This window comes from Sphingobium sp. SG1 (assembly GCF_057063145.1).
This window is the reverse complement of sequence record NZ_JBVVOJ010000001.1, coordinates 163,422-188,938: the sequence shown is the minus strand read 5'-3', so window position 1 is coordinate 188,938 and position 25,517 is coordinate 163,422. Positions and strand designations below refer to the sequence as shown.

General features: G+C 55.2%; 50 protein-coding genes and 1 other RNA gene. 22 read left to right on the top strand and 29 right to left on the bottom strand.

All coding sequences use genetic code 11. The annotated features are described in order from the left end of the window. Positions 1–39 precede the first annotated feature (39 nt). Positions 40–1,008 carry a hypothetical protein gene (locus AC0KVN_RS00955; protein ID WP_483655268.1) on the top strand — a complete coding sequence of 323 codons (969 nt, stop codon included), beginning with the start codon at positions 40–42 and terminating at the stop codon, positions 1,006–1,008. On the opposite strand, the gene AC0KVN_RS00950 is transcribed toward AC0KVN_RS00955, so the two are convergent. Further along, positions 1,001–1,495: a hypothetical protein gene (locus tag AC0KVN_RS00950; RefSeq protein WP_483655267.1), complete on the bottom strand. Its 495-nt coding sequence runs from the start codon at positions 1,493–1,495 to the stop codon at positions 1,001–1,003. The two genes, AC0KVN_RS00955 and AC0KVN_RS00950, sit on opposite strands and share 8 nt — an antisense overlap. Positions 1,496–1,711: 216 nt before the next feature. Here AC0KVN_RS00950 and AC0KVN_RS00945 point away from each other — a divergent pair, with 216 nt between their 5' ends. The 13 genes from AC0KVN_RS00945 to AC0KVN_RS00885 all read left to right on the top strand — a co-directional run bounded on the left by AC0KVN_RS00945 (position 1,712) and on the right by AC0KVN_RS00885 (position 6,180). Beyond that, the gene (locus tag AC0KVN_RS00945; RefSeq protein WP_483655266.1) at positions 1,712–1,993 is read left to right on the top strand and encodes a hypothetical protein; all 282 of its coding nucleotides are present in this window, start codon (positions 1,712–1,714) and stop codon (positions 1,991–1,993) included. A gap of 46 nt (positions 1,994–2,039) precedes the next feature. Next, complete coding sequence (locus AC0KVN_RS00940; RefSeq protein WP_483655265.1) at positions 2,040–2,183, top strand: hypothetical protein; 144 nt, start codon at positions 2,040–2,042, stop codon at positions 2,181–2,183. A 2-nt stretch (positions 2,184–2,185) separates the two neighbouring features. Beyond that, entirely contained in the window at positions 2,186–2,662 is a 477-nt protein-coding gene (locus AC0KVN_RS00935; RefSeq protein ID WP_483655264.1) for a hypothetical protein, read from the top strand. Then, complete coding sequence (locus AC0KVN_RS00930; protein ID WP_483655263.1) at positions 2,655–3,206, top strand: CYTH domain-containing protein; 552 nt, start codon at positions 2,655–2,657, stop codon at positions 3,204–3,206. Before AC0KVN_RS00935 ends, AC0KVN_RS00930 begins: the two co-directional genes overlap by 8 nt. Continuing rightward, positions 3,203–3,568, top strand: coding sequence for a hypothetical protein (locus AC0KVN_RS00925; RefSeq protein WP_483655262.1), 366 nt, complete (start codon positions 3,203–3,205; stop codon positions 3,566–3,568). The genes AC0KVN_RS00930 and AC0KVN_RS00925 overlap by 4 nt, the downstream gene beginning before the upstream one ends. 65 nt (positions 3,569–3,633) lie before the next feature. After that, on the top strand, positions 3,634–3,822 hold the full coding sequence (locus AC0KVN_RS00920) for a hypothetical protein (RefSeq protein ID WP_483655261.1): 189 nt from the start codon (positions 3,634–3,636) through the stop codon (positions 3,820–3,822). Beyond that, complete coding sequence (locus AC0KVN_RS00915; protein ID WP_483655260.1) at positions 3,819–4,070, top strand: hypothetical protein; 252 nt, start codon at positions 3,819–3,821, stop codon at positions 4,068–4,070. Before AC0KVN_RS00920 ends, AC0KVN_RS00915 begins: the two co-directional genes overlap by 4 nt. Positions 4,071–4,079: 9 nt before the next feature. Continuing rightward, complete coding sequence (locus AC0KVN_RS00910; RefSeq protein ID WP_483655259.1) at positions 4,080–4,418, top strand: hypothetical protein; 339 nt, start codon at positions 4,080–4,082, stop codon at positions 4,416–4,418. Continuing rightward, on the top strand, positions 4,418–4,642 hold the full coding sequence (locus AC0KVN_RS00905) for a hypothetical protein (protein WP_483655258.1): 225 nt from the start codon (positions 4,418–4,420) through the stop codon (positions 4,640–4,642). The genes AC0KVN_RS00910 and AC0KVN_RS00905 overlap by 1 nt, the downstream gene beginning before the upstream one ends. Continuing rightward, complete coding sequence (locus tag AC0KVN_RS00900; protein ID WP_483655257.1) at positions 4,642–4,812, top strand: hypothetical protein; 171 nt, start codon at positions 4,642–4,644, stop codon at positions 4,810–4,812. The genes AC0KVN_RS00905 and AC0KVN_RS00900 overlap by 1 nt, the downstream gene beginning before the upstream one ends. Positions 4,813–4,872: 60 nt before the next feature. Further along, complete coding sequence (locus tag AC0KVN_RS00895) at positions 4,873–5,229, top strand: hypothetical protein (RefSeq protein WP_483655256.1); 357 nt, start codon at positions 4,873–4,875, stop codon at positions 5,227–5,229. Beyond that, positions 5,229–5,636, top strand: a complete 408-nt coding sequence (locus AC0KVN_RS00890; protein ID WP_483655255.1) for a hypothetical protein — start codon at positions 5,229–5,231, stop codon at positions 5,634–5,636. The genes AC0KVN_RS00895 and AC0KVN_RS00890 overlap by 1 nt, the downstream gene beginning before the upstream one ends. Before the next feature lie 25 nt (positions 5,637–5,661). Further along, positions 5,662–6,180 (top strand): hypothetical protein, encoded by a 519-nt coding sequence (locus AC0KVN_RS00885; RefSeq protein ID WP_483655254.1) that lies wholly within the window; start codon positions 5,662–5,664, stop codon positions 6,178–6,180. Here the strand turns inward: AC0KVN_RS00885 and AC0KVN_RS00880 are convergent. From AC0KVN_RS00880 to AC0KVN_RS00820, 13 genes are all read right to left on the bottom strand, one after another. After that, on the bottom strand, positions 6,177–6,743 hold the full coding sequence (locus AC0KVN_RS00880; RefSeq protein ID WP_483655253.1) for a hypothetical protein: 567 nt from the start codon (positions 6,741–6,743) through the stop codon (positions 6,177–6,179). The two genes, AC0KVN_RS00885 and AC0KVN_RS00880, sit on opposite strands and share 4 nt — an antisense overlap. A 13-nt stretch (positions 6,744–6,756) precedes the next feature. Further along, positions 6,757–7,023 (bottom strand): hypothetical protein, encoded by a 267-nt coding sequence (locus tag AC0KVN_RS00875; protein WP_483655252.1) that lies wholly within the window; start codon positions 7,021–7,023, stop codon positions 6,757–6,759. Next, positions 7,020–7,637, bottom strand: a complete 618-nt coding sequence (locus AC0KVN_RS00870; protein ID WP_483655251.1) for a hypothetical protein — start codon at positions 7,635–7,637, stop codon at positions 7,020–7,022. The genes AC0KVN_RS00875 and AC0KVN_RS00870 overlap by 4 nt, the downstream gene beginning before the upstream one ends. Then, entirely contained in the window at positions 7,637–7,843 is a 207-nt protein-coding gene (locus AC0KVN_RS00865) for a hypothetical protein (RefSeq protein ID WP_483655250.1), read from the bottom strand. The genes AC0KVN_RS00870 and AC0KVN_RS00865 overlap by 1 nt, the downstream gene beginning before the upstream one ends. Continuing rightward, a complete protein-coding gene (locus tag AC0KVN_RS00860) occupies positions 7,836–8,255 on the bottom strand; it encodes a hypothetical protein (RefSeq protein ID WP_483655249.1) in 420 nt (139 codons plus the stop codon). Before AC0KVN_RS00860 ends, AC0KVN_RS00865 begins: the two co-directional genes overlap by 8 nt. After that, positions 8,242–8,502 carry a hypothetical protein gene (locus tag AC0KVN_RS00855; protein WP_483655248.1) on the bottom strand — a complete coding sequence of 87 codons (261 nt, stop codon included), beginning with the start codon at positions 8,500–8,502 and terminating at the stop codon, positions 8,242–8,244. Before AC0KVN_RS00855 ends, AC0KVN_RS00860 begins: the two co-directional genes overlap by 14 nt. 32 nt (positions 8,503–8,534) lie before the next feature. Beyond that, positions 8,535–8,966, bottom strand: a complete 432-nt coding sequence (locus AC0KVN_RS00850; RefSeq protein ID WP_483655247.1) for a hypothetical protein — start codon at positions 8,964–8,966, stop codon at positions 8,535–8,537. Then, positions 8,950–9,168 carry a hypothetical protein gene (locus tag AC0KVN_RS00845; protein ID WP_483655246.1) on the bottom strand — a complete coding sequence of 73 codons (219 nt, stop codon included), beginning with the start codon at positions 9,166–9,168 and terminating at the stop codon, positions 8,950–8,952. The genes AC0KVN_RS00850 and AC0KVN_RS00845 overlap by 17 nt, the downstream gene beginning before the upstream one ends. 35 nt (positions 9,169–9,203) lie before the next feature. After that, positions 9,204–9,602, bottom strand: coding sequence for a hypothetical protein (locus AC0KVN_RS00840; RefSeq protein WP_483655245.1), 399 nt, complete (start codon positions 9,600–9,602; stop codon positions 9,204–9,206). Positions 9,603–9,665: 63 nt separating this feature from the next. After that, a complete protein-coding gene (locus tag AC0KVN_RS00835; protein ID WP_483655244.1) occupies positions 9,666–10,466 on the bottom strand; it encodes a hypothetical protein in 801 nt (266 codons plus the stop codon). After that, positions 10,466–10,816 carry a DUF4326 domain-containing protein gene (locus AC0KVN_RS00830; RefSeq protein WP_483655243.1) on the bottom strand — a complete coding sequence of 117 codons (351 nt, stop codon included), beginning with the start codon at positions 10,814–10,816 and terminating at the stop codon, positions 10,466–10,468. Before AC0KVN_RS00830 ends, AC0KVN_RS00835 begins: the two co-directional genes overlap by 1 nt. Continuing rightward, positions 10,813–11,082, bottom strand: coding sequence for a hypothetical protein (locus AC0KVN_RS00825; protein WP_483655242.1), 270 nt, complete (start codon positions 11,080–11,082; stop codon positions 10,813–10,815). The genes AC0KVN_RS00830 and AC0KVN_RS00825 overlap by 4 nt, the downstream gene beginning before the upstream one ends. Then, positions 11,079–11,264 carry a hypothetical protein gene (locus AC0KVN_RS00820; protein WP_483655241.1) on the bottom strand — a complete coding sequence of 62 codons (186 nt, stop codon included), beginning with the start codon at positions 11,262–11,264 and terminating at the stop codon, positions 11,079–11,081. The genes AC0KVN_RS00825 and AC0KVN_RS00820 overlap by 4 nt, the downstream gene beginning before the upstream one ends. Positions 11,265–11,291: 27 nt before the next feature. On the opposite strand from AC0KVN_RS00820, the gene AC0KVN_RS00815 reads away from it, so the two are divergent. Then, a complete protein-coding gene (locus AC0KVN_RS00815; RefSeq protein WP_483655240.1) occupies positions 11,292–11,852 on the top strand; it encodes a PolC-type DNA polymerase III domain-containing protein in 561 nt (186 codons plus the stop codon). Positions 11,853–12,579: 727 nt separating this feature from the next. On the opposite strand, the gene AC0KVN_RS00810 is transcribed toward AC0KVN_RS00815, so the two are convergent. The 7 genes from AC0KVN_RS00810 to AC0KVN_RS00780 all read right to left on the bottom strand — a co-directional run bounded on the left by AC0KVN_RS00810 (position 12,580) and on the right by AC0KVN_RS00780 (position 14,733). Then, a complete protein-coding gene (locus AC0KVN_RS00810; protein WP_483655239.1) occupies positions 12,580–12,756 on the bottom strand; it encodes a hypothetical protein in 177 nt (58 codons plus the stop codon). Continuing rightward, positions 12,753–13,151, bottom strand: a complete 399-nt coding sequence (locus AC0KVN_RS00805; RefSeq protein WP_483655238.1) for a hypothetical protein — start codon at positions 13,149–13,151, stop codon at positions 12,753–12,755. Before AC0KVN_RS00805 ends, AC0KVN_RS00810 begins: the two co-directional genes overlap by 4 nt. Before the next feature lie 10 nt (positions 13,152–13,161). Further along, positions 13,162–13,383 carry a hypothetical protein gene (locus tag AC0KVN_RS00800; RefSeq protein WP_483655237.1) on the bottom strand — a complete coding sequence of 74 codons (222 nt, stop codon included), beginning with the start codon at positions 13,381–13,383 and terminating at the stop codon, positions 13,162–13,164. Positions 13,384–13,391: 8 nt separating this feature from the next. Then, the gene (locus AC0KVN_RS00795; protein ID WP_483655236.1) at positions 13,392–13,628 is read right to left on the bottom strand and encodes a hypothetical protein; all 237 of its coding nucleotides are present in this window, start codon (positions 13,626–13,628) and stop codon (positions 13,392–13,394) included. Continuing rightward, on the bottom strand, positions 13,628–13,924 hold the full coding sequence (locus AC0KVN_RS00790; RefSeq protein WP_483655235.1) for a hypothetical protein: 297 nt from the start codon (positions 13,922–13,924) through the stop codon (positions 13,628–13,630). The genes AC0KVN_RS00795 and AC0KVN_RS00790 overlap by 1 nt, the downstream gene beginning before the upstream one ends. Before the next feature lie 192 nt (positions 13,925–14,116). Further along, entirely contained in the window at positions 14,117–14,407 is a 291-nt protein-coding gene (locus AC0KVN_RS00785) for a hypothetical protein (protein WP_483655234.1), read from the bottom strand. Positions 14,408–14,466: 59 nt separating this feature from the next. Continuing rightward, positions 14,467–14,733, bottom strand: a complete 267-nt coding sequence (locus AC0KVN_RS00780; RefSeq protein WP_483655233.1) for a hypothetical protein — start codon at positions 14,731–14,733, stop codon at positions 14,467–14,469. Positions 14,734–14,877: 144 nt separating this feature from the next. On the opposite strand from AC0KVN_RS00780, the gene AC0KVN_RS00775 reads away from it, so the two are divergent. From AC0KVN_RS00775 to AC0KVN_RS00765, 3 genes are all read left to right on the top strand, one after another. Beyond that, complete coding sequence (locus tag AC0KVN_RS00775; protein WP_483655232.1) at positions 14,878–15,177, top strand: hypothetical protein; 300 nt, start codon at positions 14,878–14,880, stop codon at positions 15,175–15,177. A 424-nt stretch (positions 15,178–15,601) separates the two neighbouring features. Continuing rightward, positions 15,602–16,165, top strand: a complete 564-nt coding sequence (locus AC0KVN_RS00770) for a hypothetical protein (RefSeq protein WP_483655231.1) — start codon at positions 15,602–15,604, stop codon at positions 16,163–16,165. Beyond that, positions 16,137–16,328: a hypothetical protein gene (locus AC0KVN_RS00765; protein ID WP_483655230.1), complete on the top strand. Its 192-nt coding sequence runs from the start codon at positions 16,137–16,139 to the stop codon at positions 16,326–16,328. The genes AC0KVN_RS00770 and AC0KVN_RS00765 overlap by 29 nt, the downstream gene beginning before the upstream one ends. A gap of 615 nt (positions 16,329–16,943) precedes the next feature. Here AC0KVN_RS00765 and ssrA read toward each other — a convergent pair. After that, positions 16,944–17,292: a transfer-messenger RNA gene (gene ssrA, locus AC0KVN_RS00760) on the bottom strand. Then, positions 17,243–17,824, bottom strand: a complete 582-nt coding sequence (locus AC0KVN_RS00755) for a hypothetical protein (RefSeq protein WP_483655229.1) — start codon at positions 17,822–17,824, stop codon at positions 17,243–17,245. The genes ssrA and AC0KVN_RS00755 overlap by 50 nt, the downstream gene beginning before the upstream one ends. A 181-nt stretch (positions 17,825–18,005) precedes the next feature. Between AC0KVN_RS00755 and AC0KVN_RS00750 the strand changes: the two genes are divergently transcribed. From AC0KVN_RS00750 to AC0KVN_RS00740, 3 genes are all read left to right on the top strand, one after another. Continuing rightward, positions 18,006–18,269: a hypothetical protein gene (locus AC0KVN_RS00750; protein ID WP_483655228.1), complete on the top strand. Its 264-nt coding sequence runs from the start codon at positions 18,006–18,008 to the stop codon at positions 18,267–18,269. Positions 18,270–18,678: 409 nt separating this feature from the next. Beyond that, positions 18,679–18,957 (top strand): hypothetical protein, encoded by a 279-nt coding sequence (locus tag AC0KVN_RS00745; RefSeq protein WP_483655227.1) that lies wholly within the window; start codon positions 18,679–18,681, stop codon positions 18,955–18,957. Positions 18,958–19,040: 83 nt separating this feature from the next. Continuing rightward, entirely contained in the window at positions 19,041–19,403 is a 363-nt protein-coding gene (locus AC0KVN_RS00740; RefSeq protein WP_483655226.1) for a hypothetical protein, read from the top strand. Here AC0KVN_RS00740 and AC0KVN_RS00735 read toward each other — a convergent pair. The 3 genes from AC0KVN_RS00735 to AC0KVN_RS00725 all read right to left on the bottom strand — a co-directional run bounded on the left by AC0KVN_RS00735 (position 19,400) and on the right by AC0KVN_RS00725 (position 20,815). Beyond that, positions 19,400–19,564, bottom strand: coding sequence for a hypothetical protein (locus AC0KVN_RS00735; RefSeq protein WP_483655225.1), 165 nt, complete (start codon positions 19,562–19,564; stop codon positions 19,400–19,402). The two genes, AC0KVN_RS00740 and AC0KVN_RS00735, sit on opposite strands and share 4 nt — an antisense overlap. Before the next feature lie 154 nt (positions 19,565–19,718). Continuing rightward, positions 19,719–19,994, bottom strand: coding sequence for a hypothetical protein (locus AC0KVN_RS00730; protein WP_483655224.1), 276 nt, complete (start codon positions 19,992–19,994; stop codon positions 19,719–19,721). After that, the gene (locus AC0KVN_RS00725) at positions 19,991–20,815 is read right to left on the bottom strand and encodes a hypothetical protein (RefSeq protein WP_483655223.1); all 825 of its coding nucleotides are present in this window, start codon (positions 20,813–20,815) and stop codon (positions 19,991–19,993) included. Before AC0KVN_RS00725 ends, AC0KVN_RS00730 begins: the two co-directional genes overlap by 4 nt. Before the next feature lie 387 nt (positions 20,816–21,202). On the opposite strand from AC0KVN_RS00725, the gene AC0KVN_RS00720 reads away from it, so the two are divergent. Further along, positions 21,203–21,502: a hypothetical protein gene (locus tag AC0KVN_RS00720; RefSeq protein ID WP_483655222.1), complete on the top strand. Its 300-nt coding sequence runs from the start codon at positions 21,203–21,205 to the stop codon at positions 21,500–21,502. A gap of 403 nt (positions 21,503–21,905) precedes the next feature. On the opposite strand, the gene AC0KVN_RS00715 is transcribed toward AC0KVN_RS00720, so the two are convergent. From AC0KVN_RS00715 to AC0KVN_RS00705, 3 genes are read right to left on the bottom strand one after another with little or no spacing between them, the layout of a single operon-like run. Beyond that, the gene (locus tag AC0KVN_RS00715; protein WP_483655221.1) at positions 21,906–23,354 is read right to left on the bottom strand and encodes a cobyric acid synthase; all 1,449 of its coding nucleotides are present in this window, start codon (positions 23,352–23,354) and stop codon (positions 21,906–21,908) included. Between the two features lie 47 nt (positions 23,355–23,401). Next, on the bottom strand, positions 23,402–25,045 hold the full coding sequence (locus AC0KVN_RS00710) for a TadG family pilus assembly protein (protein ID WP_435567470.1): 1,644 nt from the start codon (positions 25,043–25,045) through the stop codon (positions 23,402–23,404). Beyond that, on the bottom strand, positions 25,042–25,488 hold the full coding sequence (locus AC0KVN_RS00705) for a TadE/TadG family type IV pilus assembly protein (RefSeq protein WP_037506839.1): 447 nt from the start codon (positions 25,486–25,488) through the stop codon (positions 25,042–25,044). Before AC0KVN_RS00705 ends, AC0KVN_RS00710 begins: the two co-directional genes overlap by 4 nt. Between the last annotated feature and the right edge of the window lie 29 nt (positions 25,489–25,517).

Sequence of the window (25,517 nt, the reverse complement as noted above, 5' to 3'; positions counted from 1 at the left end):
GAAGGGGCGGGAAACCGCCCCTTTTCCGATAAATATCCCATGCGCATTTTCGACCTTTTTGAAGCCGTTCCGCTCAGCCTCTATCGTCCGTTGCATGGTCAGGCCGACCCTCATCTCTATGACGCGATTTTCGACCGGTTCTCAGCCTACCAGCGCGGAAACGACCAGCGCATTTACTTTCCCTTGAAAGCACCCGCCACACCCATTGATACGGATATGGATACGGCCGAATTGGTTCTTGATAACATCAACGCGTTCTCTCGCGGCGGCGTGCATGGTTTCGAGTATATCTATGACGTGAAATTTGAACCCTTGTTCAACGAAGTTACTCCCATCGGAGCCAAGACCCATCCGGAGATTGCGGCAAATTATCTCAGAGGAATTGTGGTACTGGATGGTCGCGAAATTCGGATAGGAAAGGTCCTGAATCGGATGGAAAAGCGCTATCGGGAGATGGCCCAGATGACAGCGACCAAACCCGGTAGAGAGAATATTGGACCGGAGATGTTAGCCGATTTCCTGAAGGTCAAGCGCGCTTACGAAACCGACCGTGCGCGTGATCTTGGGGGTTTGTCAAAAGGTCGCTATGAAGTGGTGATCAGCCGCCACCCCTATGATATGGCTGGGATCAGCACCGGGCGTGGATGGACAAGCTGCGTCAATCTGATGGATGGTCGAGAACGCAAATATGTCCTGTCACACATCAAGAATGGTAGCCTTGTTGCATATCTTATTCACACTGGTGACAATGACATCAAGCGCCCGGTTTCCCGCACCGTCATCGAGCGTTTTGAGAACGAAAATGACTTCATCCTCATGGCGAGCAACGATGTCTATGGCGCGGGTGGCGAGTCTTTCAAGGCCATGGTCAACCGTTGGTGCAAGCTGATCAATCGCGGTAAGGATGACGGTCTCTACTGCAACAGTGATGAGAACCAATACACGGGAACCGTGACCAAAAGTGGCCACGGTCTGGAATGGGATCATCGTCGCCGAGGCACTAGATAGTCGCGGGGCGAACCTGATCGGCGCGGAAGATGTTGTAGCTGTCCGCGTTGCCCTCTACGGTGTTGCGATAGACCATACCGTCATAGCCTTTCGCGGTCAGTAGCTGAAACAGTGCCCGACGGATTTTGATCGCGGCTGCGAACGGTTCCGACTTGATCTCGCCCTTTTCCTCGTCCGACACCTGCTCCCAACGATAAAGCTGCCCATCGATCGTGGTAAGGTAAGGTCGCTCCATCTGGACGACCTGTTTGCGTTCGCTTCCGAGATCGACGTGGATCGAGAAATAATTGCCGAACAGGTTGTTGGCTTCAGTTAGGGTTTCGGCCAACGAGCAAATCTTGCTGATGTCACCGGCCTGCACCTCATAGCGCCGCCCGCCGATATGGCTGGTGATCGATCCAGAGACGACGCGTTCCCCATTGTGGAACAGAATATCGATCTCATCATCGGTGATGCATTGGCATTCAGAATGACTGTTTTCCGACATGCCGTATTTATCGGCTTAACGCTGCTTAACTGCCTTAACGGGCGCTCGAATAATATTGCAGCGGGTGCAGCCTAATCGATATGCTCGATCCATAAGATAAATGGAGAGGGCAAAATGCCTGACACTGCTTTCATTCTCATGCCAGTGCTGATGACGGGGCTTATCCTTCTCGCGCTCGGTATGATTGCATCACTTTCGGATTGATTTGGATTTATAATGGCTAATAACCCTGACGTGAAGGCTGAAACATATCTTCAGTGCTTCGAGAAGCGCCTGAGCCTTCTCAACGATGATCTGAGCGCATCTTTGCTGCGTATCGCGAATTATCTCGATGATGCTTTCGATCGGGTGCATCCGATCAGCGACGAAGAAGCCGAGGGCGACGTGATGGCCGTGAGCATTGGTGGTCATCTATCCCGTGTCCAACATCAGATTGATCGCCTTTCCACTTTGCTTGGTCATCTGTCACGAGAAGTTTCGCTCGTTGAAAGCATCTGATCAGGTCGAAACCAAGTTCACAAATGAGCTTGGGAATGAGATCAAAATGAGCGTCGACCTGATGCATGGCCTTACAACGGATTTCGTGAGCGTTCATGCATCAGGTCCGTCGAGCGAGGTTGACCACATTTGGACGCGAATGGAAGCCGAAAGGCTGCGCGATATGCTGATAGAATTGCTTGGGAAGTGAATATGCGTCACTTCATCGCTACGGCTACGATCGAAGACCTGCGCACGCGCGGCCGTCGTCGGGTCATCGATGGGTTGATCGGCTCCTACACTGACATTGAGCAGCACAGGCTTCCCCGCACCGGCGACATCACCCTCGATATCCGCAAGGAGAGGGGGAAGGTCCAACCGACCTTCGCTCATCGAAGGCGTCCTGATGAAATCGGTTACATTCTGTCGACCACCGTAGATGGTGTCAGGCTGGATCATCGCATCACCTACCGGGACTTTAAGCACTATCGGTCTCTTTGTGATCGCACCCCTATCTTCATACGGCGGTGGTCTGGATTGGCCGATGGCGTGACCGTCGACGAGTTCATCAACCTGCGGTTCGATGGCTTGGTGCTGGCAAGGGTATCCCACAGCGCCATCAAACCAGACTGGGTCGGCGCAGAAGTGACCGAAGACTATGAATATGACAGGATGAAATTCCATGCATGAAATCGAACGACGCTTCCTCGTCAACATGAGCATAGCTGACATTCGCAAAACCAATCACGATCAGCGGCGGCTGCATATGCGTCCGCTCGATATTGAGCAGCGATATCTGTCCGACACCGGCAACGCGGCCATTCGAGTGCGCAAGACCGTATTGGACGGACGAGTGGCAGACCCAACCTACCATCTGACGATGAAGTGGAAGAAAACTGCCCGATCAGCCATCGAGATGGAGCATCCGATAGACGGTGCGGCATATGGCAAGTATGAGACCCTGACTGGTCCAATCGCGTTGTCCAAGCGCCGCTGGCGCAGTTTCTTCGGCACATTCGAAGTCGATCAGTTCCTCAACCCTGAATTGCGCGGGTTGGTGATCGCAGAGATTGAACTTCAGCGCGAAGACGAAGAGTTTGAGCGACCGGCTTGGCTTGGTGAAGAAGTAACCGGACGATTTGAATATTCCAATCTGGCTCTCTGGCAGTATATAACTGGGCAGGCCCCATTGGGGTTCGATTTTAGACAGAACGATTTGATGTTGGTGACATGAATATCGATATTACGATTGATTGGCAGATGGTGCTTGCCGTGATGATGGTGACCTTCGGGCTGAAGGCGGCATATGATCTCTGGCGAGGGGCAAACACTTCGAAAGAACAGCGTCTGGCTGACCTTTACGCGCAGCGAGACGAGGTCAACGAGAAGATCATGGCGGCGTTGGGTTCGTCAACCAAATGCCCCGGATGCAATCTCTGGGAGCACGAAAGCCGCTATCAGACGATCTGGAAGGAAGAACCCACCGGCACCGTCTACCGCACCTGTGGTGGCTGCGGTAATGTCAGCGAGTGGGTCGATGGTCCCGGCCTGATGCTTCTGGTGAAGCCGGGCACGGCTGAACTGGCGAAGGCCTGACCATGGAAACCTTCCGTTGCTGGACGTCCGGATATCACTCGAAATATGGGGCGGATTTTCGAGCAGTGAACGCGACGGAAGCTATCCGCCTCTATGCCGATTGGTATCGCGGATACCATCTCGGTGACGCCTATGACTCGATGGACGTCGAGTGCCGATCGAGTTCCGGGCTCCACATCCGCTGCACCGTTGATGTCGAGTTCGTCCCATCCTTCTATATCCACCCAGCAGAGATCGTCAGAGGCGAGGAATGATCGATCGCACATATCATTGCTGGGTTCTCGATGAGATGACCGAAGACGATGCCCGTGAGATCAGCAGCCACGATGCCGAAAGTGCCGCCGCAAAATATGCCGAATGGTATTATGAGCGCAATGCCGGTGACATGGGTGAATATTTCGACGTGGTGGTTAAGCGCGATCGCGAGGTATTATCGTTCCCAATTTCAGTCGGCTATCGACGCTATTACGTCGTAGGCGCGCCGATTTCATTTGATAGTTAGGATTTGAACATGGACTGCCGTTACAATCTCACCATGATGGTATCACCGGATGATGCCTTCGGGTTCGACAGCGAATATGCTCTGTATCGACTGCTCAATTCGTCGACCGAAGCGCGTATCTTCCTCAACCTGAGCGGTAAGGCTACCGGCAACGATGGGTATTGGCGGGAGTTCGAGCATGATATGCGGATGTTCTCCAAGACCATGCCGGAAGTGACCTTCTTCTTCGAGGTCGAGACCTATTACGAGACGCGCGATGAGCAGCGCTATTGGTTCCGCAATGGCAAAATGCTGATGCTGGAGCCGATCATGGCGTGGCCGGAATTTCGCGAAGAGGATATGCACTGATGCCAATTCCCATTCCACTTTTCGATAGCCAAGATGAACAGGACGACTGGTTCTGGGAATTATCCGAATTGAGTGATTTCTTGCGCACCCATGGCCTCAAGATTGTCGTGTTCAAGAAGGGAGAAGGTGAGTGCTTCGACGTAGTCGATCAGAACGCTCCGGACGACCGTGGTCGCTGCTCTGACCCTGATCCTATTGTCATTTTGCGCACGAGGCATCACTGATGACGCCGCCACTCGCTATCTGGAAGCGCATCGTCATCGCGGGACAACTCCTCACTTTCCCGATCTGGTATCTGCCATTCTGCTTTTACGTCGGTTTTCGTGAGACGGTAGGCGAGATCAAATCCATGTTTCGGGATGGATTTCGCGCGATCAGGGGCGAGCCGTTGTGATGCGATAATGCAACTCTTGTTCGTTATAGTTTAGCGCATTCGCGCAGATAGGAAATTTGAATGGCGAAGAAGCCAAAAACACTCACAGAAAAAGATTTCTCTCGTGACACCCTGCGTGCGTTTCGTCGGAACGCACCGAAGGAAAAGCAAATGAGAGCCGATGTGCCATCCTATTACTTCATCATCGAATTTCGAGCCGATGATGTGGTGTGCCAGCCAGTTGGTGACACGCGATACAATTACTATATCCCGATCGCAGAATTCGATCCGAATGATTTCATCACTCCGGATGGTTTCTCGCCGGAAGATGCGCGCCTGCGGCCGAAAAAATATCCGGAACATTGGCTTCCGCCAAAGCCCCTCTGTCTGACGGCCGCCGATATGGTATCGAGATTGACGCCTCAGAGCGAACAGTGATGAATAACTCGCGATCAATCAGGATCGCCGAACGTGATGCCCGGCCGCTTAAGCAGCGCGTCGGGCCAACGCCGGTGGTGATCAAAGCAGGGAATAACCTCATCCCTCTGGAACGCATCACTCGTGTCGATATGTCCCGGATCGAACAGCAGATCGCAGTCGTTCATGTCGATGATGCGACCTTCACCGCGCATGGTTTCGACGCTATCGAGATCATCATGCTGCTCAAACCATCGGCGCTGGAGGGCCTGCGTGGGATAAAGTGGCGGTCCGGGGCTTGGGCCTTCCATAATTGCATCGGCCACCCGGTGACACAGGTATTGGCATGGCTGGGCTACAAGCGCGCTGCCGTGCGCTTCCATGATTGGACGACACCCAGTCCGCGAGATATCATAACCCGATCATAAATATCGGATGCGCGAATGGATTAGATTGTTCGAAGATGATGGTTTTGCCGAACTGGTAAAGGGCATGAAAGCGCACGACGCGCCCTATGCTGACGTCGGTTATGGATACACCATTGATGGCGATGCTTTTGAGATCACCGATGCGCATGTCGCCGATATGCGACGAAATATAGAGGAAATTTTAGAACAGAGCCCAACGATTTATCGCTATGTTCTGCTGCGCCCGGCCGATCTCGATCGCTATCTTTCTGGATCGCTCGGTGTATACTGGTGCTACGATTGGGAAATAGATGTTGCCGCGTTGACTGGATGGGATAGTTCCCCCGACGATGCAGAGCTTTATCGTCTAACGGCTCAGATCACTATTGGCGACGTCGAGATGTCTCGGACTGTTTTTCAGAATTTGGCCGCCCCATGGGAAAACGAGATCACACTCAAATCCGGTGCGGGAATCAAACTCATCGGTGTCGACCTTCTACCCAATTCGGACCCCGTCGCGCGCCCAGTGAAACAACCGTTTCCGCGTCAGCAATACAGGGCTTAGCATGACCGATGCCTATATGGGGACCGTAGGGCGACACAAGAGGGCTGAAACGCCGCCCGAAGCAGGTGAGGGGTGGGATCGCGTAGTGTGTGCGGTGGCGGCCCTATAAGGGGCCATTCATAGGCGTCGCGCGTTCCGTGCTTGTGAAGCTCCAGATGCAACATCGACATCGGCCGCCCTTTGTCCTTCTTCAGGACAGGCACGACGCTTCCGACGATGTAATCCTGCCTCACGGCATCACCGACCACCAGATGGGTCTTGATTTCCCCATAGAGGATGACGCCACTCTCGCCCTCTATCATGACGGCCTGCGTGTCATTCCACCATGGAGAGGGAGGGGTCGCGTGCTCGCCGGTGAAATCAAGGACCGCGACCACGCAGCCGTCCTCGACTGCAAACACGTCAGCGCCATCCTCGCAATAGAGGTCGACACCTTCGTGGACATGGTTTTTGCGAACGAAACCGAATGCGCCGGGGTGATTGCCGCAAGGGATGCCGGTTTGACCGCGTCGCATATCCTGCCAGCTATCTCCATTATCGGTCGGAATCAGGTACGCGGCCAACGGCGAAGTCCACCTACCCACGACGAGGTCCAAAGCACTCGAAGTAAAGCATGATCGGCCACGTTAGTCCTACGAATAACAGGAGACCGAAAGGCGTAGCAATGAGTGGCGCAATCCAACGCACATCTTCGCCCTCGCGGATCGCTTCCTGTTCCATTTTCTTGCAGAGTTTGGTCATATCCCTCGATCGCATGACGACGTGCCGGGTGTAGACATATGTTGTGAAAATGACACCGCCGATGAGATAAAACCACAGCCCGCGAATGATGAAGTCGATCACGCCGTTCCCCCGAACCGTTCAGTGGGGGCGCTTTCCAGCGGGCACCACGCCACAGGTTGCAGATCGTTCGGACCATCATCGTCGCAATGCCGCCAGCAGCTATGCTCCGGGGACCACCAGCCCACAGTGACGAGGAAACGGGGCTCCTCGCCGCCATCGCCATTCACGTTCACGCCGAGATCGATCAGCAACTGGACCATCGGACCGTGCAGATATGGCGCAAAATCATATGCGGGATTGGTATAGGTGGGCGTTACCGGCGCATCGGCGATCGGATACCAGCGGGCAGGAATTTCGTCCTCGCCCTTATTCCAGCGCATGCGCAAATCGCGCTCCCATTTGAGGTTCAGCTTGGCGAACCAGAGTTGCCGCTCCATGTGCTCGACGCGATTAAGCAGCAGATCGATCATGATCTCATCGTTGAAGCCCACCGTTTCGAGGCTTTTGATGTCGCTGCTGCGATGGGCTCCCAACGCGGATGAGATGATCTGCGCATAGGCACGCTCCGCATCCTTCGACGCGAAATTCCCGTTGACGTAAAGGCGGGCATCGCTGTCGCCTTCTTCGTCCTGAATGAAGACGCGGCCGTCCTCGGTAACGCCAGTGGTGAACATCACTTGTCCTCGAATGTGAATGCCCATGCGGGGATGGGCGCGATTTCGGTGTTGAACAGCACGGCCAGCGGCCAAGCAGGCCAGATCACACCATAGTAGGTCGCACCCTTGTAATTGATCGCGGGCATTGCGCGCGCCATACCAAGGCCGAACACCAGTGCGGTTGCCAAATAGAGGGTGGCAAAACCCAGCATGAAGTTACGCATTCTTTTCTCCCCTCAGATGCATGGCCAGTGCGGCTAAATAGGTTCCGACCTGCTGACCCACTCTCCCCTGCACACCCGCTTGCTCGGCACGAACATCGAGGAGATTAGCAATGTCATTGCGCACTTGTTGCGCTATTTCAGGCATGACGGCGTCATAGATGCGCCCCGCGCATGCCATCCCTTGGTCATACGGCGTGAGATAACAGTCTTCATTCGGCATTGGCGCGGACATTACGCCGAGAATGTTCCGCAACGCTTTTTGACGATTTCCCATCGCGCGAAGCTCATCCCGCATTTGACCGATGGTTTTGCTGTCGTCGGAGTTGGCGAGAAGTGTCATCGCCTCCAGCGGCATGTCCGTTCCGAACATGTCGATCATTTCTTCTTGCGTGATTTTCTTATCGGTCGTCATTACCGAGGTAGCTCCACAAAGGGGTGACGCAGACCGTGCCACGGACGCGCTTTCCGTCGATATCGTTTGCGCTGTAGGCGTAGGGGAAATCTGGTTTGGCACAGCCGGATAGCAGATTGATCCGGAAACCTTCGATTTTGATGTCCCTATAACCGTAGCGTTCAAGGGTGGCGGCAGCTTTTCGTTCAAAACCGCCGCTCAGTCCCCATGCTGCAATCGAACCCGATACGGCAATCGAGATCGCCATCGGCATCCAGAAATATTTTCGCGCGCGCCTCATCAGATGCGGGCCTCGAAATATGCGATGATCTCATCGGCGTCGCCGATATCGCCTTCGGGTGCCTCATAGTCAGGCCGAGCATAAAGCCACTGCCTCAGCTTGCGCAGTTCTCCCGCAGCATAGCTGGGAGGGCTCTCCATCTCCACCTCCGGTGGATTGATATGGCGATCAAGCGCCATCACGCCTTCGCCGAGAAAATGATCGCGCTCATCATGCTCGAAAATGCCATCGCCACGCGGATATGCGGTATAGACGGTAATTTCGTCGCCGGGTTCAGCGCCTATGGGCGTGTCGACAGTGAACGCACCATGCCTCAGCCGAAAATAGCCGACGTATTTGTCGTTGCCATCTTCGTCCTTGATAAAGGCATCATATGCCTCGGGACATCCGCCACACGTTTCATTTAGGCGATACTTACCGATCCACATCATCACTACCTTTCGCAGACGGATTACCACCATTTATGAAGTCAGTCAAACAAATGACGTTATCACGCGGGGTACCCGGCTGTGCCGTATCATAGGGGATGCGTTCTTCGCGGCCGTCCTTCCAGCGATCGATGCGCAAGCAGTCGGGGTCGCTGAAGTCGATCGTCGCATCACAATCGGGGCAAAACCACGTCATGATATCCATGGGTGCCTTACCGGCGCGGAGATGGTCGCACGCCATCAAGGGGTGTCCTTCAGTTCGCCAGACCATGGCGCGGGTTTGGGCTCATGATTGGCGATCAATCTCCCGCTCTTGTCGTATCGCGCAGCTACGCCATAACCGGCGCGATAGAGCGTGTCAGCCTCGTGCCACGAAATGATGTTACCATCGCCGTCGACATTAGCCGAAGCACCAGCAGGCTTGCCCGGCTCATACCAGCCGGTGTCGCGCTCTCGCGGCGTATAGTCGCTGTAGCCGTCATGAGCACCGATTTCCGATACCCCGCAGCGCTGGCAATGGTAGGGGCCGCACTGCTGATAGCCCACTCCGATATCGACAAAGTCGGCGAAACACTTCGCCCCGCAATAGGGGCAGTTTTCCTTCGGCTCCAGATCGCCGTAACCATAGCCACTGCTCAAGGCCCAATATCCTTCATCAAATAATTCCCCACCCATAATGGCTGGGTGGGGTTCTGATCAATTTTAAAGAGCGAGGATGGTCGACCGCCGCGCGCGGGCAATTGCTTCAGCCGCACGCTTTCCGCCGAAATCACCCGCTAGGGCGGCGGGATCATAGACGCCCCACGCATCCGAACCGGAAGTGAAATCGGTGCCCTCGATCATATTGACGCGATCGAGACGCAGGAACTTCAACCTGATGAAATTCCGCACATCGTCGGCCGTCGGCTCGACTTCGTCGTCGAACCGGTGCTCAAAAAGATAGTGCATCTTTTCTTCGGACGACAGATCGTCGAAATTCTCCACCTTGGCCTTGCGCGCGTTGATCCACTCATCGGGAAGCTGGCACAGCACGTCATAGACACGGTGTTCGGTCCGAACGCCCTCTGGGCTGATCAGATGCACTTCATTGATGGCGATCCGCGACCAGTGCCACGTCCCGCGTTCGAGATCGACCGACGAAAAGCCATCAGGGGCCACAGACGGCGTGAACTGCACTCCTTCGGGGAAGCCTCCCATGTCGGTGTAGCCGATGAGCTTCCGATTGATGAAATCGGCGATCGTCGCGGGCGTGATCGGGATGACCGACTGTTTCCACTTCCGACGTTCGATGTCATGATGGGTCGTGCCGTGGAAGCGGGCCAGCGAAATGACCATTTTCTGACCATCGGGGCGATGCAGGATCACATTGGAGGAGTTGGTCCGCCACCACCAATTCTGACCATGAAGCACGAGTTTGCGGCAACCATGACGGCCGCGCTCTTCATGCTTTTTCTGGATACGCGGATCATCACCGCGAACGCGCTGCTTCTTGTCGCCCATCATCAAATCTCGCTAGTAAAATCAAATTCGAAACAACCATAGGGTGAAACCCGCCATCTGTCACGCTGTTCGTGCGTCATGCTGGCGACTTCAGCCAGAATTTCACCATGACACTGAAGGGGGTGGCAATGGCACCACAATGTGCGCCCACGCAGTTCGTCAATCCGCGCCAGAATGTGATCGGCAGTCTTGAGCCAAAGCTCATACTGACCAAGGATAAACTCCCGATCTTCTTCCCGACGCAGCTTGAACGGATTGCCCCAGAAGGTGTCGCCCCACCGGGGATTGCGCCCGATGTAGGTACCATTTTCCGGGATGGCGCACCCATGACGGACTTTGCGGATGATGCTCACCGGCGCTTCCTGAACCTATCCCTGAATGATGCAGAGATGAAATTCATAGCACCGGAAAACCAGTCGATATCGGTGTTCTCATCACCGCTCTCACGCAACGCGGTGCGGATACGCTCCTTGGCAGCAGCATTGGCCGCTCCCTCTAGGGTGAACCATCGCCGCCCGGCCGCCCGATAAACCGTAGCAGTCTCGATCGTGATACCGGGATCGGTGACGTCGATATATTCAGCAGCCCATTCGCGGCCTTGAATAGCCTGATGCTTCATTCCTCCCTCCATGATGCCCGCCGTTCGTCCAGCGCGCGCTCTCGTTCGATCAGCAATTCTGCCCTTTCGTCCGAATGCTGGATATCGAACAGATCGGCCGCACGATTGAGGAAGACGTTCCGCTCCCGATTGATGTCACGCAACCGGGCATCAATTACGGCAATTCGTTCATCGAAGCCCAAAATAACCTCCATCAAATGAAACTATAAATGGCAATCATGAAGTCACTTCTAATATCATGCCATATGGATTACTCATATATTTCGGCAGATGCCGAGACCGATGGAATTAAAGCATCAGTCATCTGGATGTTAGGTATAGAAAATTTACTGACGGGGGAATATAAATCTTACGTCGGAGCGGACGAAATAGCCGAAGCGTGTTATTACATGTCCACCGATAGCAAGATGATAGTCGGGCATAATTTTCTTGGGTATGACGCGAAAGTCATCAAGGAACGAGCGGGCGTGGAACTGGATCGCAGTCGTATAGTGGACACTTGCATCGCATCCAGAAAGTTGGCCAAGGAACTTCCGAATCACAAACTTGAAACGTGGGGTGATTATTTTGGCTTACCCAAACTAAAGTCGCCTATATTTGAGCATTACACCCCGGAGATGGTCCCATATTGTCACCGTGACGTCAATATAACCACCCTTACGTTTAATGAACTGCTTGCACGAGCGATCGAACGGGATGCGCTTGAGAGTTTGTCTGACAACGTTGACCTCTTGCTCGATTATGTAAACGCAAAATATTATGTGAATTGATAAATTTGATGGCTGAAGTAATTTGCAAAATCTGTTATGTGGTATTTGAAGCGACGCATTTTGCTGCCGCATACTGCTCTGACGTTTGTCGTGCACGAGTGGCAGCCAACCGCTCATTGAAAGCATATCATGATCGGAAGCAGGGAGTGGAGAACCCAAACACCCGGTTCCGCGCGTGCTTAGAATGTGGATCGGAGTTCAACGAACGTAGGGGTTCTAAGTTTTGTTCTCAAAAATGCTATCTTCGTTGCTATCATCAGTCAAACAAGGAAGTTAAGCCTGATAGAAACTGCGATCAATGTGGCGAACTGCTTGATCCCACGCGCAAGCGGTTTTGTAACAGCGCCTGTAGTAATCGACATTTTCGGCGGAACAATGCAGTCGCGTTGCGAGAACGAAAACGATCTACGATCGAACGCGATATGCTCCAAAGAACCAAAGCTCGCGCTAAGGCGAAGGGAATCCCATTCAATCTAACGATCGACGATATCATACTCCCTGAAGTCTGCCCTATATTGGGAATCACTCTTGAACCCAATATTGCTATTGGTTCAAAAGGACCGCAAAACTCGTCACCGTCGATAGACAAAATTTTACCGGAGCTAGGTTATGTCAAAGGCAATGTGCGCGTCATATCGTACCGCGCTAATTTGCTGAAAAGCAACGCTACTCTTGATGAAATGGAGAAAGTCGTAGCGGACTTACGAAAAATATCAGGAGTTTCTGATCACCCCACCGATATGCTGTCGCTATCGCTGGCAACTTCCTCGCCAGCGAACGATACCGCTACCCGGACGCGCAGGAACACCCGATCACCCTCATAGTCGGATGACGTCTCCACTGAGACCGAGATTTCACTCTTGAGCAGCGCGAGGATTTCCTCGCGGGACATACCCTCGCTCATTGGGTCATCTCCTCTTCAAAAATGTTGTCGAAGTTGGCCGCGTCTGTCCGGATGATACCCGTTCCGCCATTTTTCTTAACGGCGTCGGGGAGATTGGCCAGAAGCCAAACGTCGATCAGGTCATGATTTACGACCGGGGAAGACGCATAGTAGAAAAGGATCATGCGGTCATTCACCTTCGCCTTGCTGACGCAGATCGTAATCTGTTCGCCTCCGAACGTGCCCACGGCGGGATAATAGCCGAAACCGGCTTCGACCCACGAACGTCCCATGAAATTGCTGTGAAGCTCGTTGAGCGCCTGACGTTCATAGGCGGTTGCCTCGACCACGCATTGAACGTCGTGGAAATATTCAGCCACTTCAACGGTGACGGGATACAGGTGGTAGTTCGGCACGGTGATTTCCTCAGAAAGAATCGATATGGCGCTGGCCGTCGTCCGTGATGGCGAAGCCTTTTTCGGTGCGTTCGAGCCAACCGGCCTCGACCATTTCCTCCGCGACCGACACGGAGGTAGAGGGAATTTCCTCGCCAGCGCGAACGTGATCGAAAACAGCGTAGGTCTTCATTTTCGTCGTCAGCAGCATTTGCAGCCATTGGCGTGCCGAAACTTCATCAAGGCTTGGCATAGCGCTTCCTACAGATCGATCTCGGCGAGGATATTGCTCCGGGTCGGCGAATGTCCACCAAAACCATAGATGAGCGTCGCGACCCAGATGCCCCGCAGTTGGGTGATCTTTATCTCGAACTGATATCCCGGCGTGTTCTCGCCATTGCGGAGCCAGCGCTGGGCGGCTTCAACGCGCTGATGCGGGACCGTGATGTCGTCGAGTTCCGCGCGCAGGTCGCGGATCACCTTGATGTTCGGGACCATCAGAACATGTCCGCGTAGGTCTGGCCGCGACCATAGAGGTCACGCATGTCGCGCGTAATATCGCGGAACCAGCAGTAGCCGAGATTGTCGAACCGCTTGCCCGACTTCACGTCTTCGACCCAGCTATTGCAGCGGATATTGGTTCGACGCGAGCCATTGCCATCACGATACACGTCGTTCGTGCGGATGAACATGAAGCGGGCGACGTGCTCACCATCGACGTAGACATCATGCTCGTTCATGTGCATGAGGCCACCGACGGGCTTGATCGTGATCTTGGTCGCGGTCGTCATCATATGTCTCCATCTAATGACGCCACCATACTACTTTTTATGATGCGGTCAAGCGATCAGTGAATATAATTTTGCCACTGGTGGTCGACATAGAAGGCCAAATTGCTCAAACCTCAGGTTAGTGAGAGTGTCGAGGACCCGCGCAAGCAACACCGAAATGGGGACGATCGAGTTCGGCATTCATTCCGGGATAGATCATGGGAAATAATCTGCACAAGTGAAACCGAATTTGTAAATTCGCGTCATCAACTTTGATATGCCCTCCAATGTGTCATAATGGAGGTTTTCATATTTCTTGCCAGTTTTGAGGTCAATCACCCAACAATCGGTGGTTACCTCGTCTCGCCCTTCCACAAGATCGATGAAATTCCTACCTGAAATAAACATGAAGACCGCAACGCGTTGGCCATCGGCGTAAACCTCATATTGCGGCTGCAAGATGTCTTGCGGAACCATGGGGTGTATGGATACCTGATGATCGGTCATAATCGAAATCCCTATAAAGTCGGACGTTCAATACCACCTTTTAAGATGCTATCAACCCATCAGTGGACATAATTTTGCCACTGGTGATCGACAAACATTTCCGCCTGTCCATCCAACTGTCTGATGTCGGAAACCTCGAAAATCGCAGGGTCTCCGTCCCACATCACGTCGATGACCCTCTGGACATCTTCCTCGATCATCCATTGCTGAGGGTTGTATCCCTCATCCTCCAATCGGATCGACAGATGGTGGACGATGCGGCCAGCAAAATACTCGGCGGCAGCTTTCCATTTATATTCCTTGGGGAACGGGATGATCTCACACATACGCCGATATTTATCGGAAATTGAGAGGCATAACCGAGATTTGCAACTGTCTAGCCTGCGTGACGATTTCGGTCGTGTCGCGAGCCATTGCCATTTCGAATGTCGACCAACATTATAAGGAGGCAACCCAATAGGAGACCCATAATGGCGACGCGAGCACAGAAGCATGAAGAGATGAGACGGATCATGGCCGGAACCGGCGAACCAGCCAGCCTAACCGAACATTCACCCGAAAACCCCATGGACGAAGGCATGCTCCGCTATCTCGCTCACAGGACGGGAAATCTGGTCGAGGACATGCATGAGAAGACTTTCCACACTGAGAAAGTCTATGGCGAATATGGGACGTCAGAAGAGAATGAAGTGATTGCTCTCACGGTCGTCGACGACGAAACTGGTGAGCGCAAGACGGTAGACGTTCCGACCGAGCATGATTTCAACTGATAATGGGTGAGGGCGGAACCTCGGCTCCGCCCTCTATCCGGGATCGGGATAATACCCTCGCTGCCAAGGTGAGGAGCCCGTTACCTGCCGCCCGACCGGCATGTCCGTTGGGCAAGGCCACTTCCCCTGCATCTGAGACAGGGAGCCTTCTATGGCCACCCGGCTGGCTTATGTTAATTGGCGCTGTCGTCTCTATGGACCGGGTTCTTTATCCTTGCGCTTTGATCCGGCGCATCCGCCGACCCTGCATACACTCCCCAGTTACTTCGCCTGCCGGACCATACCATCCTGTTCGTCAGCGACCGGTCTTTCACGTAGAGCCATGTGGGGATGATGGCGAAGCCGCGCATGCGTTCTCAATATCTTTTGCGTAGCCAATGCTAATAAAAAGTGGTATCAAGCATCACGTTCTATCGAGGTGATCATGGCGTTCCCAGCAGACTATCTTGCGGCGGTTGAGAAGCTGGCCACTGGCTTCTCCGAATATAACGCGCTCACTGGCGGCCATGCCATTCTGGTAGGCGGCGCAGCAGTTGCCCTGCACACAAAGGGTAGTTTCCAGTCGAATGATTTTGATGTCGTGGCGGCCGACGACGCATTCTCCGCCGCAATGGAGGAGGCGGGCTTTGTTCGAGACCTAAGCAGCGGGCACGGCCTTGGTGGATGGTATCACCCAGACACGCCCAACTATGGCGTTGAACAGGTTTCTGGCGGCTACTTTGAAGGAAGAGCCGATAGGGATCGGTGTATCCGCCTCACCGTTCGGGAAGGGGAGATTGTCATACCTCCAATCGAGGACATGATTGCCGACCGCCTTGGTCAACATGAAGTATCCAAGGGTGATCTGGCGATGCTCCGGCAAGCCCAATTCCTTTATGGAATTTCAACCGGTTTGGATCATAAATACCTCACACGGCGCATTGAGGAAGAGGGTGGAAATCCCGCGCTTTTGGAGCTATATGATCCACATGGTCACGATGAGCCTTGATCTGTTTCTCGCCGATGTTGACCGCCGGAAGGCGGTCGCTGGTATCGATGAAGAAACCTTTGGTGTCGACGCCCTCCGCAACAATGGAGCGCGCCGCACACCGGAGAAGCGCGCCATGCTGGCGGCGATCGCTGAACGGACGGCAAGCGCTTTCTTGAAGTGATCTAATCGTTGTTTTGGAGCGGAAGCGGCATGGTCGGCGTCCGCATAGCCAGTTCGAAGTAGGCATCGCGGAAATGATCGCGCTCATGCCTCAGCACGCTGATCTCGCGATCTTCATCGTAAATGAATGTGAGAAGGGCGTTGGCAGTTTCATGGGCGATACGATAGATCGCCTCCCGATCGTCAGCTTCTGTGGCCTTCTCCGATATCGTGTATGCTATGTGGTCTATGATGGCGCGAAAGCGAACGTCACGCTGGAGATATGATGGTGGTATCATCTAACCAACGTAGGCTATTCGAATTTCTGGTCGCAATATTTTCTCATACCCCTTCCGGGGTATTACATTAGTCACAAATCGTTGATATGACGTGTTTGCGACCCGAAGGTTTGTCTTTTAGGCGAAACTTCACCCTGACCCGGCACCTCTTGGTGTCGGGTCTTTTTATGTGGTCAGGACTTGGTGTCTGGTCAACCGTCGCTGAGAACCTCGCGCGGAACCTGTTGACGAAAATGGGTCCCGACTACACAGACCCACTACATGCTCTCATGCCGAGGTTCGTGGCTTTCATGTCGTGTTTCATACACTCCACCAAGCGTTCTGTGTAGTCGGGGTGACGGGTTTGCTTCTGTTTCCAAGGGAAACCCGGCGAAAGTCTCAGGGATAAATCACCGCTTACGCGGCGACGGCAACCATGTCAGTGTTGTCATTGACATTTAAGAGTTTAGCTGCGGGCATAGCCCCGGCGCTTCTTCCGATCATCTCGCTCAGCCTTTAGTGTTCCCAATCGATCCCTTTCGCCCCCATCAACTGCTACGAGAATAAACACTACTCGGCAGTGTAGCCACGATATCGTAGCAGATGGTGGAGGCGGGGGCATCCGAGAGCCCCGTCTTGAAAACTTATTCCGCCTTGGTCAACAATGACTGGACTTATTTACGTCATTGAAGGTGGTAATGCAACTATTATCTACTATCAACGAAAGAAGTGCTCGAAGGCTGTCGTCGGACCTCTGCCATTTTGCCCAGTTTAATGCACACGACAGGAATTGGACATTACCTTGGATATACCCGAGAGTGGAATCGATACGATCCAGCGAGGCCATTACATTATGGTCGGTTGTGAGGACCGCGTGCTCCAGAGGAATATTGGAAACGGCGCATCGCCCATTCTGCCTCAGCCATAAATCCTGCAAATATTGGATAGTCAGGTCGCAGGACCATTTCTTGCGCTGTTGTGCTCGTCGAATGTATGGCTGGAATATTGCATCTTCGCCATAATATCGACGGTTGGCTTCCGCTGCCTTGGAAGCCATTTTACTCATGTGCTCTGGTGAACTGACCGTATCCGGAAGATTGTGCTTTGTTTTGATACTCGCACATTTCATTCCGCAAAACATCTCAGTTTTACCGAGCCGTTTCCGACGGTTGAGTTCTTTGTTCGCTTTTTTGAAAAGGGTGCCGCAATTATGGCACTGGACGTCAGTAAATCTGCTCATCCATTATTTAGCAAAATGGTGGAGATGGGCCTTGTAAAACCAAATCCACCAACGCGACCCTACCGGCTCAAAACAGGCTTCCTCATATCCCCCATGTAGAGCGCTGACCCAAATTCCGCTTTGGTGTTGACCGAACGGCCAACCACTTATACCTCTAGGTAGAGGTATGAGGATGACATCAATGATCGATACGGATTGGGTTGATTGGTCGAGTATTGCCTTTCTCGATACGCTGAAAGTCGGCGATTCCGTGACGCGCATGAGCCGGAGCAATGAGTTCTCTGAGTGGTCACGAGAGGCGGCCACGGTTACAAAAGTGTCAGACAGATATGTCTACCTTGAATATGTAAACGGCCGCGACAACTGGAATCGAAAAACAGGGTTTCTGGGCGCATTTGTCGGCAATATCGCCCGCCACTTCAAGTTAGAGAAATTAGGGGATTAAAGGGTCGATCACTACCCAAACCGAACCTCTCAACATCACATTGTCATTCGAGATATCCAGTTCGAAACCAAGCGATGCGACAGCTTTCAGAACGCTTGCGAGTTTCGGTTCGTCGCGTTTGAAATTTTGCGCCGAATTGGCGTGTTCCACCGGCATAGGCACTCGACACAAACCCTGACTGGAACAGCCGGGTCGCCTTGGTGTTTGTCCGCCTGCTCTCCGCATTCGGTCCGATAGCTAGTCGGCAAATGTTTCTCAGAGCAGGCAACTGACATTTTCTACCACCGTTGATGAAATGATCTCAACAACTATTTTTGAAGTGACACGAAGTGAGGAACACTTCGGCCCATAAATAGCTTCTGGTCCGGCCGGAGTTGTGTTATAGCGGCCATTCACTGGAGGACATGAATTGCCCAATCGATACTTTTACAGTGTCAGCCCGGATGAGGAATTCAGTCATGTGATCCGCTGTGAATCGGATCGGGATTACAGCCACGAACGCGGAATAGAGTGGCTTCAGGAAATTCAGGAAGTGATTTCGCTTCTCGGTCTGGTGAAAGATCGAGATTATCAGCAATGGTCGATGACCTTGCTTGCGTTCCCAACGCACGATGCCGCTGAGATATTCTACACCTGCGTGGTCTCTGACATGGGCGCGGTTCATCGGGAACACAAAGCTCTCATGTGACGTTTTGGCTCTCCGTATTGCTCCTATTCATAAAGTGGAGTATATGGAGTTGATTTACCAATAGCGTCATTTGAGGAACCAATATGATCAGCGGAATTGAGCCCCATCTTCGTACCCCGCAGGATGTCGGTGAGCGCTGGCTCAGTTCTGAAGAGGAGGAAATCCTCGCTCTTCTCGATCAGTGGTATCTCTCTCCTGAGGCTCAGGCCATCATTCAGATGGCCATCAAGATCGAGGACACAATCGCCGCACTATCGTCGAGTGACGATAAAGTGGCGCAACTGGTCCGTGGAACGTCGATCGAGTTCCTGAATGGCATCAAGGGTGATTTAGAGGATTTCCGTCAGTCCGCTGAACGGGAGATCGACTTTGAGGTCTTCCCGGCGCTGACGGAATTGTTGACGGTTGACCGGGCGATAGAACTGTCCCGACCAACCGTCCGCTAGTTGCCCCAGATGGGAACGATATCCTTGGTGTTGCGGATGTCGTAATATTCGCCATCATCGCCGCACACAATATAGCCGCATGCTCCGCTCGGTCTGGGGATCACCAAGTCGATGACCCCTTCGACTGCATAGCCTATCCAGCGATCGCGATCGCGTTTCACCAACACCCTAATACCTTTAGGGTGGGGCGCACGCACGCGGCCGGAGCCAACGTTTACTAGACGGTGTTCTCTGGATGCCATGATTCGATGCTACGTAAATTTACGCAGCGTAAAAATCAACCCTGAGGCAAATATCTAGGGAAGGAAACGCAGATCAGTCGTAGGACCGAGGACCATCGACCAAGACGATGTCGACGCTCGCATCGGATTCCTCACGCAATATCTTGGCGCGCCAGTCGATCGCATCCTGAAGAGCCGCGCCCATGCGCCGAAGCTCACGGTCATACGCTGCCATCGCGTCCGTTTTCGGCCCATGCGCAGTGGAAATCATGTCTTGCATCGAGAGTTTCATTCCCCCGGTTCCAGTGAACTCACTGGTCCGATCCCACTGCACGCCGTCCTTTTTGACGAGAAAATGCATGGCGCTCATGTTGCGGCTTCTTTCAATTCGTTCTTCTTGGCGTCGATGGCGCGGAATATACCACGCATTTCGGTTGGGCCGAATACAGCCAATTCGAAACGGCATTCTCGGCGGACAGCATTAAGCTGTTCACGGTCGGGTGCCCCATCGATGCTGATTTTTAATGCCTGAATGCGTCGCGACATTTCGTCACCGAAGCGATCAGCCATGCGTTTTCGGTAGGGGTCAGCTTTGAGCAGCAAGTCATCCTGCATCCCATAGGCGGACCTGAAATCCAGAAGGGCTGTGCGCGCCTCGTCATATGTGCCATTTTCAGACACATCATTCAGCCGGGCTAGCCAGTCTTGGAATTTCCTTCGATATTCCCGTCTCGACCTCTGCATCTCGTAATACAGGCTGAGTTCGCGGTTGACGCTCTCAACGACGTCTGCGGCCCGTCTCTGGGCATAGAGAAGCCGTTCGAGTTTGGCCTCGTCCTCTGCTACCGCCGCGTCATCATCCAGTTCGGGTTCCGTTCCCTGCTGGTTGCGGTCTTTGTGCAAAGGTCCGTATGGAACGATAATCGCTTCCATACGCGCCTCTCGGCGGTTCACCATGGCGATTTCCACGGTCTGGTCACCATCGGGATCGCGCTCGAATTTGAGGTCCACGATCTCCTGAACGATCTCGCGGGTCTCTTCGATGTGCTCTCTCTCGACTTTGGCCCAGCCGCCGTCGCCTTCGACGAATTCATCGAAGAATTTCGACAACCGGTCGAGCAGCAATTCCTGTCGTTGCTTCCGAGCTTCGGTATCCGGCCAAACCTCAGAAGTGCGATCTTGATAACTCATCGATCTATACTCCGTCTGGTGACTACATACCCCAGAATAGTGCCCCCTTGTCAAATTGCAGTTCTTCGCAAGCGCAAATCCACGGAAAACCGGGACTTTCAATGTTGAAGTGAACACTTCAACACCGAAATTGTGCGCCACTTTAACTTTTGCGATGGCGCAGAAGTGATTTCAGGGAGGGTGGCAGCGCCCCGACGGCCGGACGGTATTTGACCGAAAAACCGATTCAAAGCACTGTCCGACGCCAATCACGGTAAGATGCGAAACTTCCACGCAAATGCGGGACGCTGCCGCGTGCGCCCATGAAACACGGCGAAGTGATTCGCAAGCGCGATCTTATTCGTTATAGGGGGCGGTTCATTCTGACAGGGACAATTCGACCGGACAATGGATTACCACAATCAGGCATACGAACTCCTGCTCCAATATCGCGAAACCCCGCGCTTTGACGCCATGGTGAAGCGGGTCGGGGATGCGCTTCACGCGGCGGCCAATCCCGTGTGGAAACCACTCGCTGACGCCAAGCATGACACCACCCCCATCTTGGTGTGGAAGGAGGGGATGGTCCCTCAGCCGATGTTCTGGGACGCCGTATGGAAGCCGGTCGGCCGGGCTTATGCTCCGACCCCGGATGAGGACGAAAACGGCTGGTATTGGATCGATTTGCCCGTCCCGCGCCCGGCCTGATCTTTCCATACATTGTTGATGAAAAAGGCCGGAAATCCGGCCTTTTTTGTGCCTGTATGGGGCGTATGAAGGCGTATGGAGATTGGCATACGCCCATTGGGAGGAAAAATTTCTGTCAGGGGATTGACCCGAGCAATTTTATCGAAATGGGTCTGTTGCCATTCGGGAGGTCAAATCCTATAACCTTCATACGGCTGGCATACGGTTGACCTCTATTCAGGGTAATCGCAGGTAACAGTCGGTAACGGTAAACGGCGTAAAATCTGGAGTTTTTGGGTCTTTGGTAATACCCGGTAACATCAGGAAATCCACGAAATCAGACTACGAATCTGAGGGTCGGACGTTCGAATCGTTCCGGGTGCACCATTTTTTCACAGGAATAAAATGGGCCGGAACTGGGCGCTTAGCCCAGCGCCAAGGCGACGATCGCGTCGATGTCCAGATGCTCTTCCAGCCGGGCGGCGATCGCATCCAGCGCCATGTCGACCGACTTATCATAATCCGCCACGCCGCCATCGATGCCCAGCCGGGCAAGCAGGGCCGCGCGCAGCGGGCTGCTGGCGAGCAGGCCATGGACATAGGTGCCCATCACCCGGCCGTCGGCGCTGATCGCGCCATCTGCATCGCCGCCAAGGTGTGCGAAGGGCCGCTCACTGTCGGGGCCGGTCGTTTCACCGATATGCATCTCATAGCCGCCAAAGGCCGCGCCCAGCGCCACGCCATCGACCCGTTCCAGCCGCTTGCCGGCCGACAGTCGCGTTTCGACGTCGAGCAGCCCCAGGCCGTCGACCGTGCCCGCCGGTCCCTCGATGCCATCAGGATCGGCGATATGGCGCCCCAGCATCTGATATCCGCCGCAAATGCCCAGAATCGCGCCGCCGCGGCGATGATGCGCCAATATGTCGATGTCCCACCCCTGCGCGCGCATGGCCGCCATGTCGGCGATCGTCGCCTTGGAGCCGGGCAGGACGATCAGCGCGGCCTCGGCCGGTATCGGCTGACCGGGCGGCACCATGCGCAATTCCACGCCGGGATCGAGCTTGAACGGGTCGAGATCGTCGAAATTGGAGATGCGCGGCAGAATGGGGCAGGCGATGATGGTGCGCGCGGTTCTGGGCTGTGCTGTCCGCTCCAGCACCACCGCATCCTCGCTGGGCAGACGGGCGGTCGCCTCCAGCCAGGGGACGACGCCAAAGCCGCGCCACCCCGACAGCGCTTCGATCTGGCGATAGCCATCCTCGAACAGCGCGGGGTCGCCGCGGAACTTGTTGATCAGGAAGCCGCGGATCATCGCGGCATCGTCCGGGTCGATGACGGCCCTGGTGCCGACGATCGCCGCGATTACGCCGCCCCGGTCGATATCGCCGACCAGCAGCACCGGTACATCGGCGGCGCGGGCAAAGCCCATGTTCGCAATGTCGCCGGCGCGCAGGTTGATCTCGGCCGGTGATCCGGCGCCTTCGACGACGACGATGTCGCATTGCGCCTTCAGCCGCTCATAGCTTTCCAGCACGGCGCCCAGCAACTGCCCGCGTGCACTGCGGAAATTGCCGCTGCCCAATGTGCCGCGCACCTGGCCATGGACGATCAACTGGGACGTCCGGTCGGCCTGGGGCTTCATCAGTACCGGGTTCATGTCCGTATGCGCCTCGACCCCGCAAGCGATCGCCTGCAGCGCCTGTGCGCGGCCGATCTCGCCGCCGTCCACGGTGACGGCGGCATTGTTCGACATATTCTGTGGCTTGAATGGCCGGACGCGATAACCCCGGCGGAGCAGGGCGCGGCATAGCCCCGCCACCAGCACCGATTTGCCGACGTCCGATCCGGTTCCCTGCAGCATGATTGCGCCCATGGCCTGTTCCTGCAAGCCGGCGGCAATGATGGCAAGCGCTTAGCGCATCAGGCGACCAAGGTGGGCATCCCGCACCGCATCTGGTGGACCTTGACCGTCGCGGTGCCCAACTTCACGCCAAGGATGGCGGTGAGGTTGCTCAGCAAGCCGTCGAGAGTCGGCGCCGTTTCACCCAGAAGGCTCATGACGGGCGACAGCAGCGGGCTAAGCGGCAGTTGCAGGCCGGCGAGCGTCACCGTGACCTTGGTCTGGTTGGCCAGGCTGGAGGCGACGCCTTGGGTCAGATCCTGGGTGCTGACCGTCTTGCTCTGCTGCCCGGAAATGTCGCTGGGCGTGAACAGCACATTCTGCTGGGTCACGCCGCCCAGTGCGATATTGGCATAGGCATGGACCTGGGTCAGCGATCCGAGGACCGACGCCAGAGTCGCGGTACGCGGATTGGCGGGCGTCGAGAAATTGGTGAGCGCGGCTTCATCGACGTCACCGATCACCGCCGTCCCGATCGACGGCTTGACCGCCAGCGTCACGCCATTGTTGATGGCACCCTGATCGCAGACGATATTCGACAATTGCGCTTCGGCCGATGCCAGTTCGACATAGAGCGGGATTCGGATCGTCGCGATCCCGGTCAGCAGGGTGGCGACCCGGCTTTCCAGGAAGATACGGGTCTGCGCCGTGCGCAAAATGAAATTCTTGTCGTTGGTGATGCTGATCAGGGGTGTGCTGGCCTGGCCGGTGCCGGTGACGAGCTTCAGCCGCGTGGTGGTCAGGCCCGGAACGTTCAGGGTCAGGTCCAGTGGCACCGCGATCGAGGATGGCGGGCTCAGCACCATGCGCAGCATCGAGAAGGAGTCTAGCAGCAGGCTGGGCTGGCCGGTCGAACTGCCGGTCCCCTTCATCGGCCCCAGGTCGATGACATCGCTGAGGCGGACGCTCTTGCCCGGCAGCTTGCCGCCGATATTGCGGAGCAGGGCAGCCGTGCCGCTATTGTCCGCAGTGTCGGCAATAGCGCCGATGACGTCGGACAGCGGAATATTGGCGCCGAACAACTCGCCATAGGCGGCATCATTGCGGCCGGTGCGGACCTTGAGCGCATCGGCGAAATGGAGCAGGTCGACGTTCAGGTTGGCCAGCCCCTGATAGTCCATGACCGACAGATTAAGTTCCGTCCCGGCCAGGGCGGACAGGAGCATGTTGGGAAGGCCGCCGCTGAGCGAGGCAAGGCCGGTGCCGATGGAGAAGGCTGCCGCGTCGGAGCGTGCGGCGGTGGCATGGGCGCGCACATCGACGCCATCCTTGCCGACCAGCAAGCGGCCGAAGAACAGGGGGGTACGGCGCTGGACCTGGACCTGGATCGCGCTGGCGCGCGGGTCGCCCGATACGAAGCGATTGCCGACCGCAACTGCGCTATTCTGGTCATAATAGCCGGTCTGGACCGCCACCAGGGACACGCCGGGCACGCCGCTCTTGGTCAGTAAGGCTTCGGCGGCCGATCGCCCGCCACTGCTGGCCGCCAGCGCAGCCGCATCGGCCACGCCCTGCAACTGGCGCTTGGCGAGATAGACCGATCCCAGGTCGACGGCGACCGTGGCGGCGCCGGCGAGCATGAATAGCGATCCCGCCAGCAGGACACTGATGCCGCCGCGCTTGTCGACGAGCAGGTTGCGCAAGCGCTTGTCCGGCTGGTTCATGATGCGATCCGCACGACGGCGCTCCGCTGGATCTGGGCAGCGGGCATCGGGAAGATGGCGGCGGAAAAGAAGGGCGCGTTGCTGAGATTATAGGTCAGGGTGACGGTATAATAGCCGCTATTGGAATTGGCGGCGACGCCGATTGTCTGCGCGCCCGGCAGCGGAAAGGATGGGCGGCTGGCATTGACGCTTTCGTCGACCAGCGCCCGGCGTTCGGTCGCGGTCATGCCGGCCACGGCCGCGCGTGCCGCGTCATTGGCTGCCTGCTGCAGGCTATGGGCGGTCATCAACCAGCCGCCATAGAGCAGGATGCCGAGCAACAGGACGATCATCAGGGGGAGGGCGAAGGCGGCTTCGACAAGCACGCTGCCACGCTCATGACGGGACATGGCCTGGCCCAGTCGGGCGAGGCGAAGCACCGCATGGAGAGGAGGGTTCCGCATGTCACTCCAATAAAGGCGCAACATTCAAA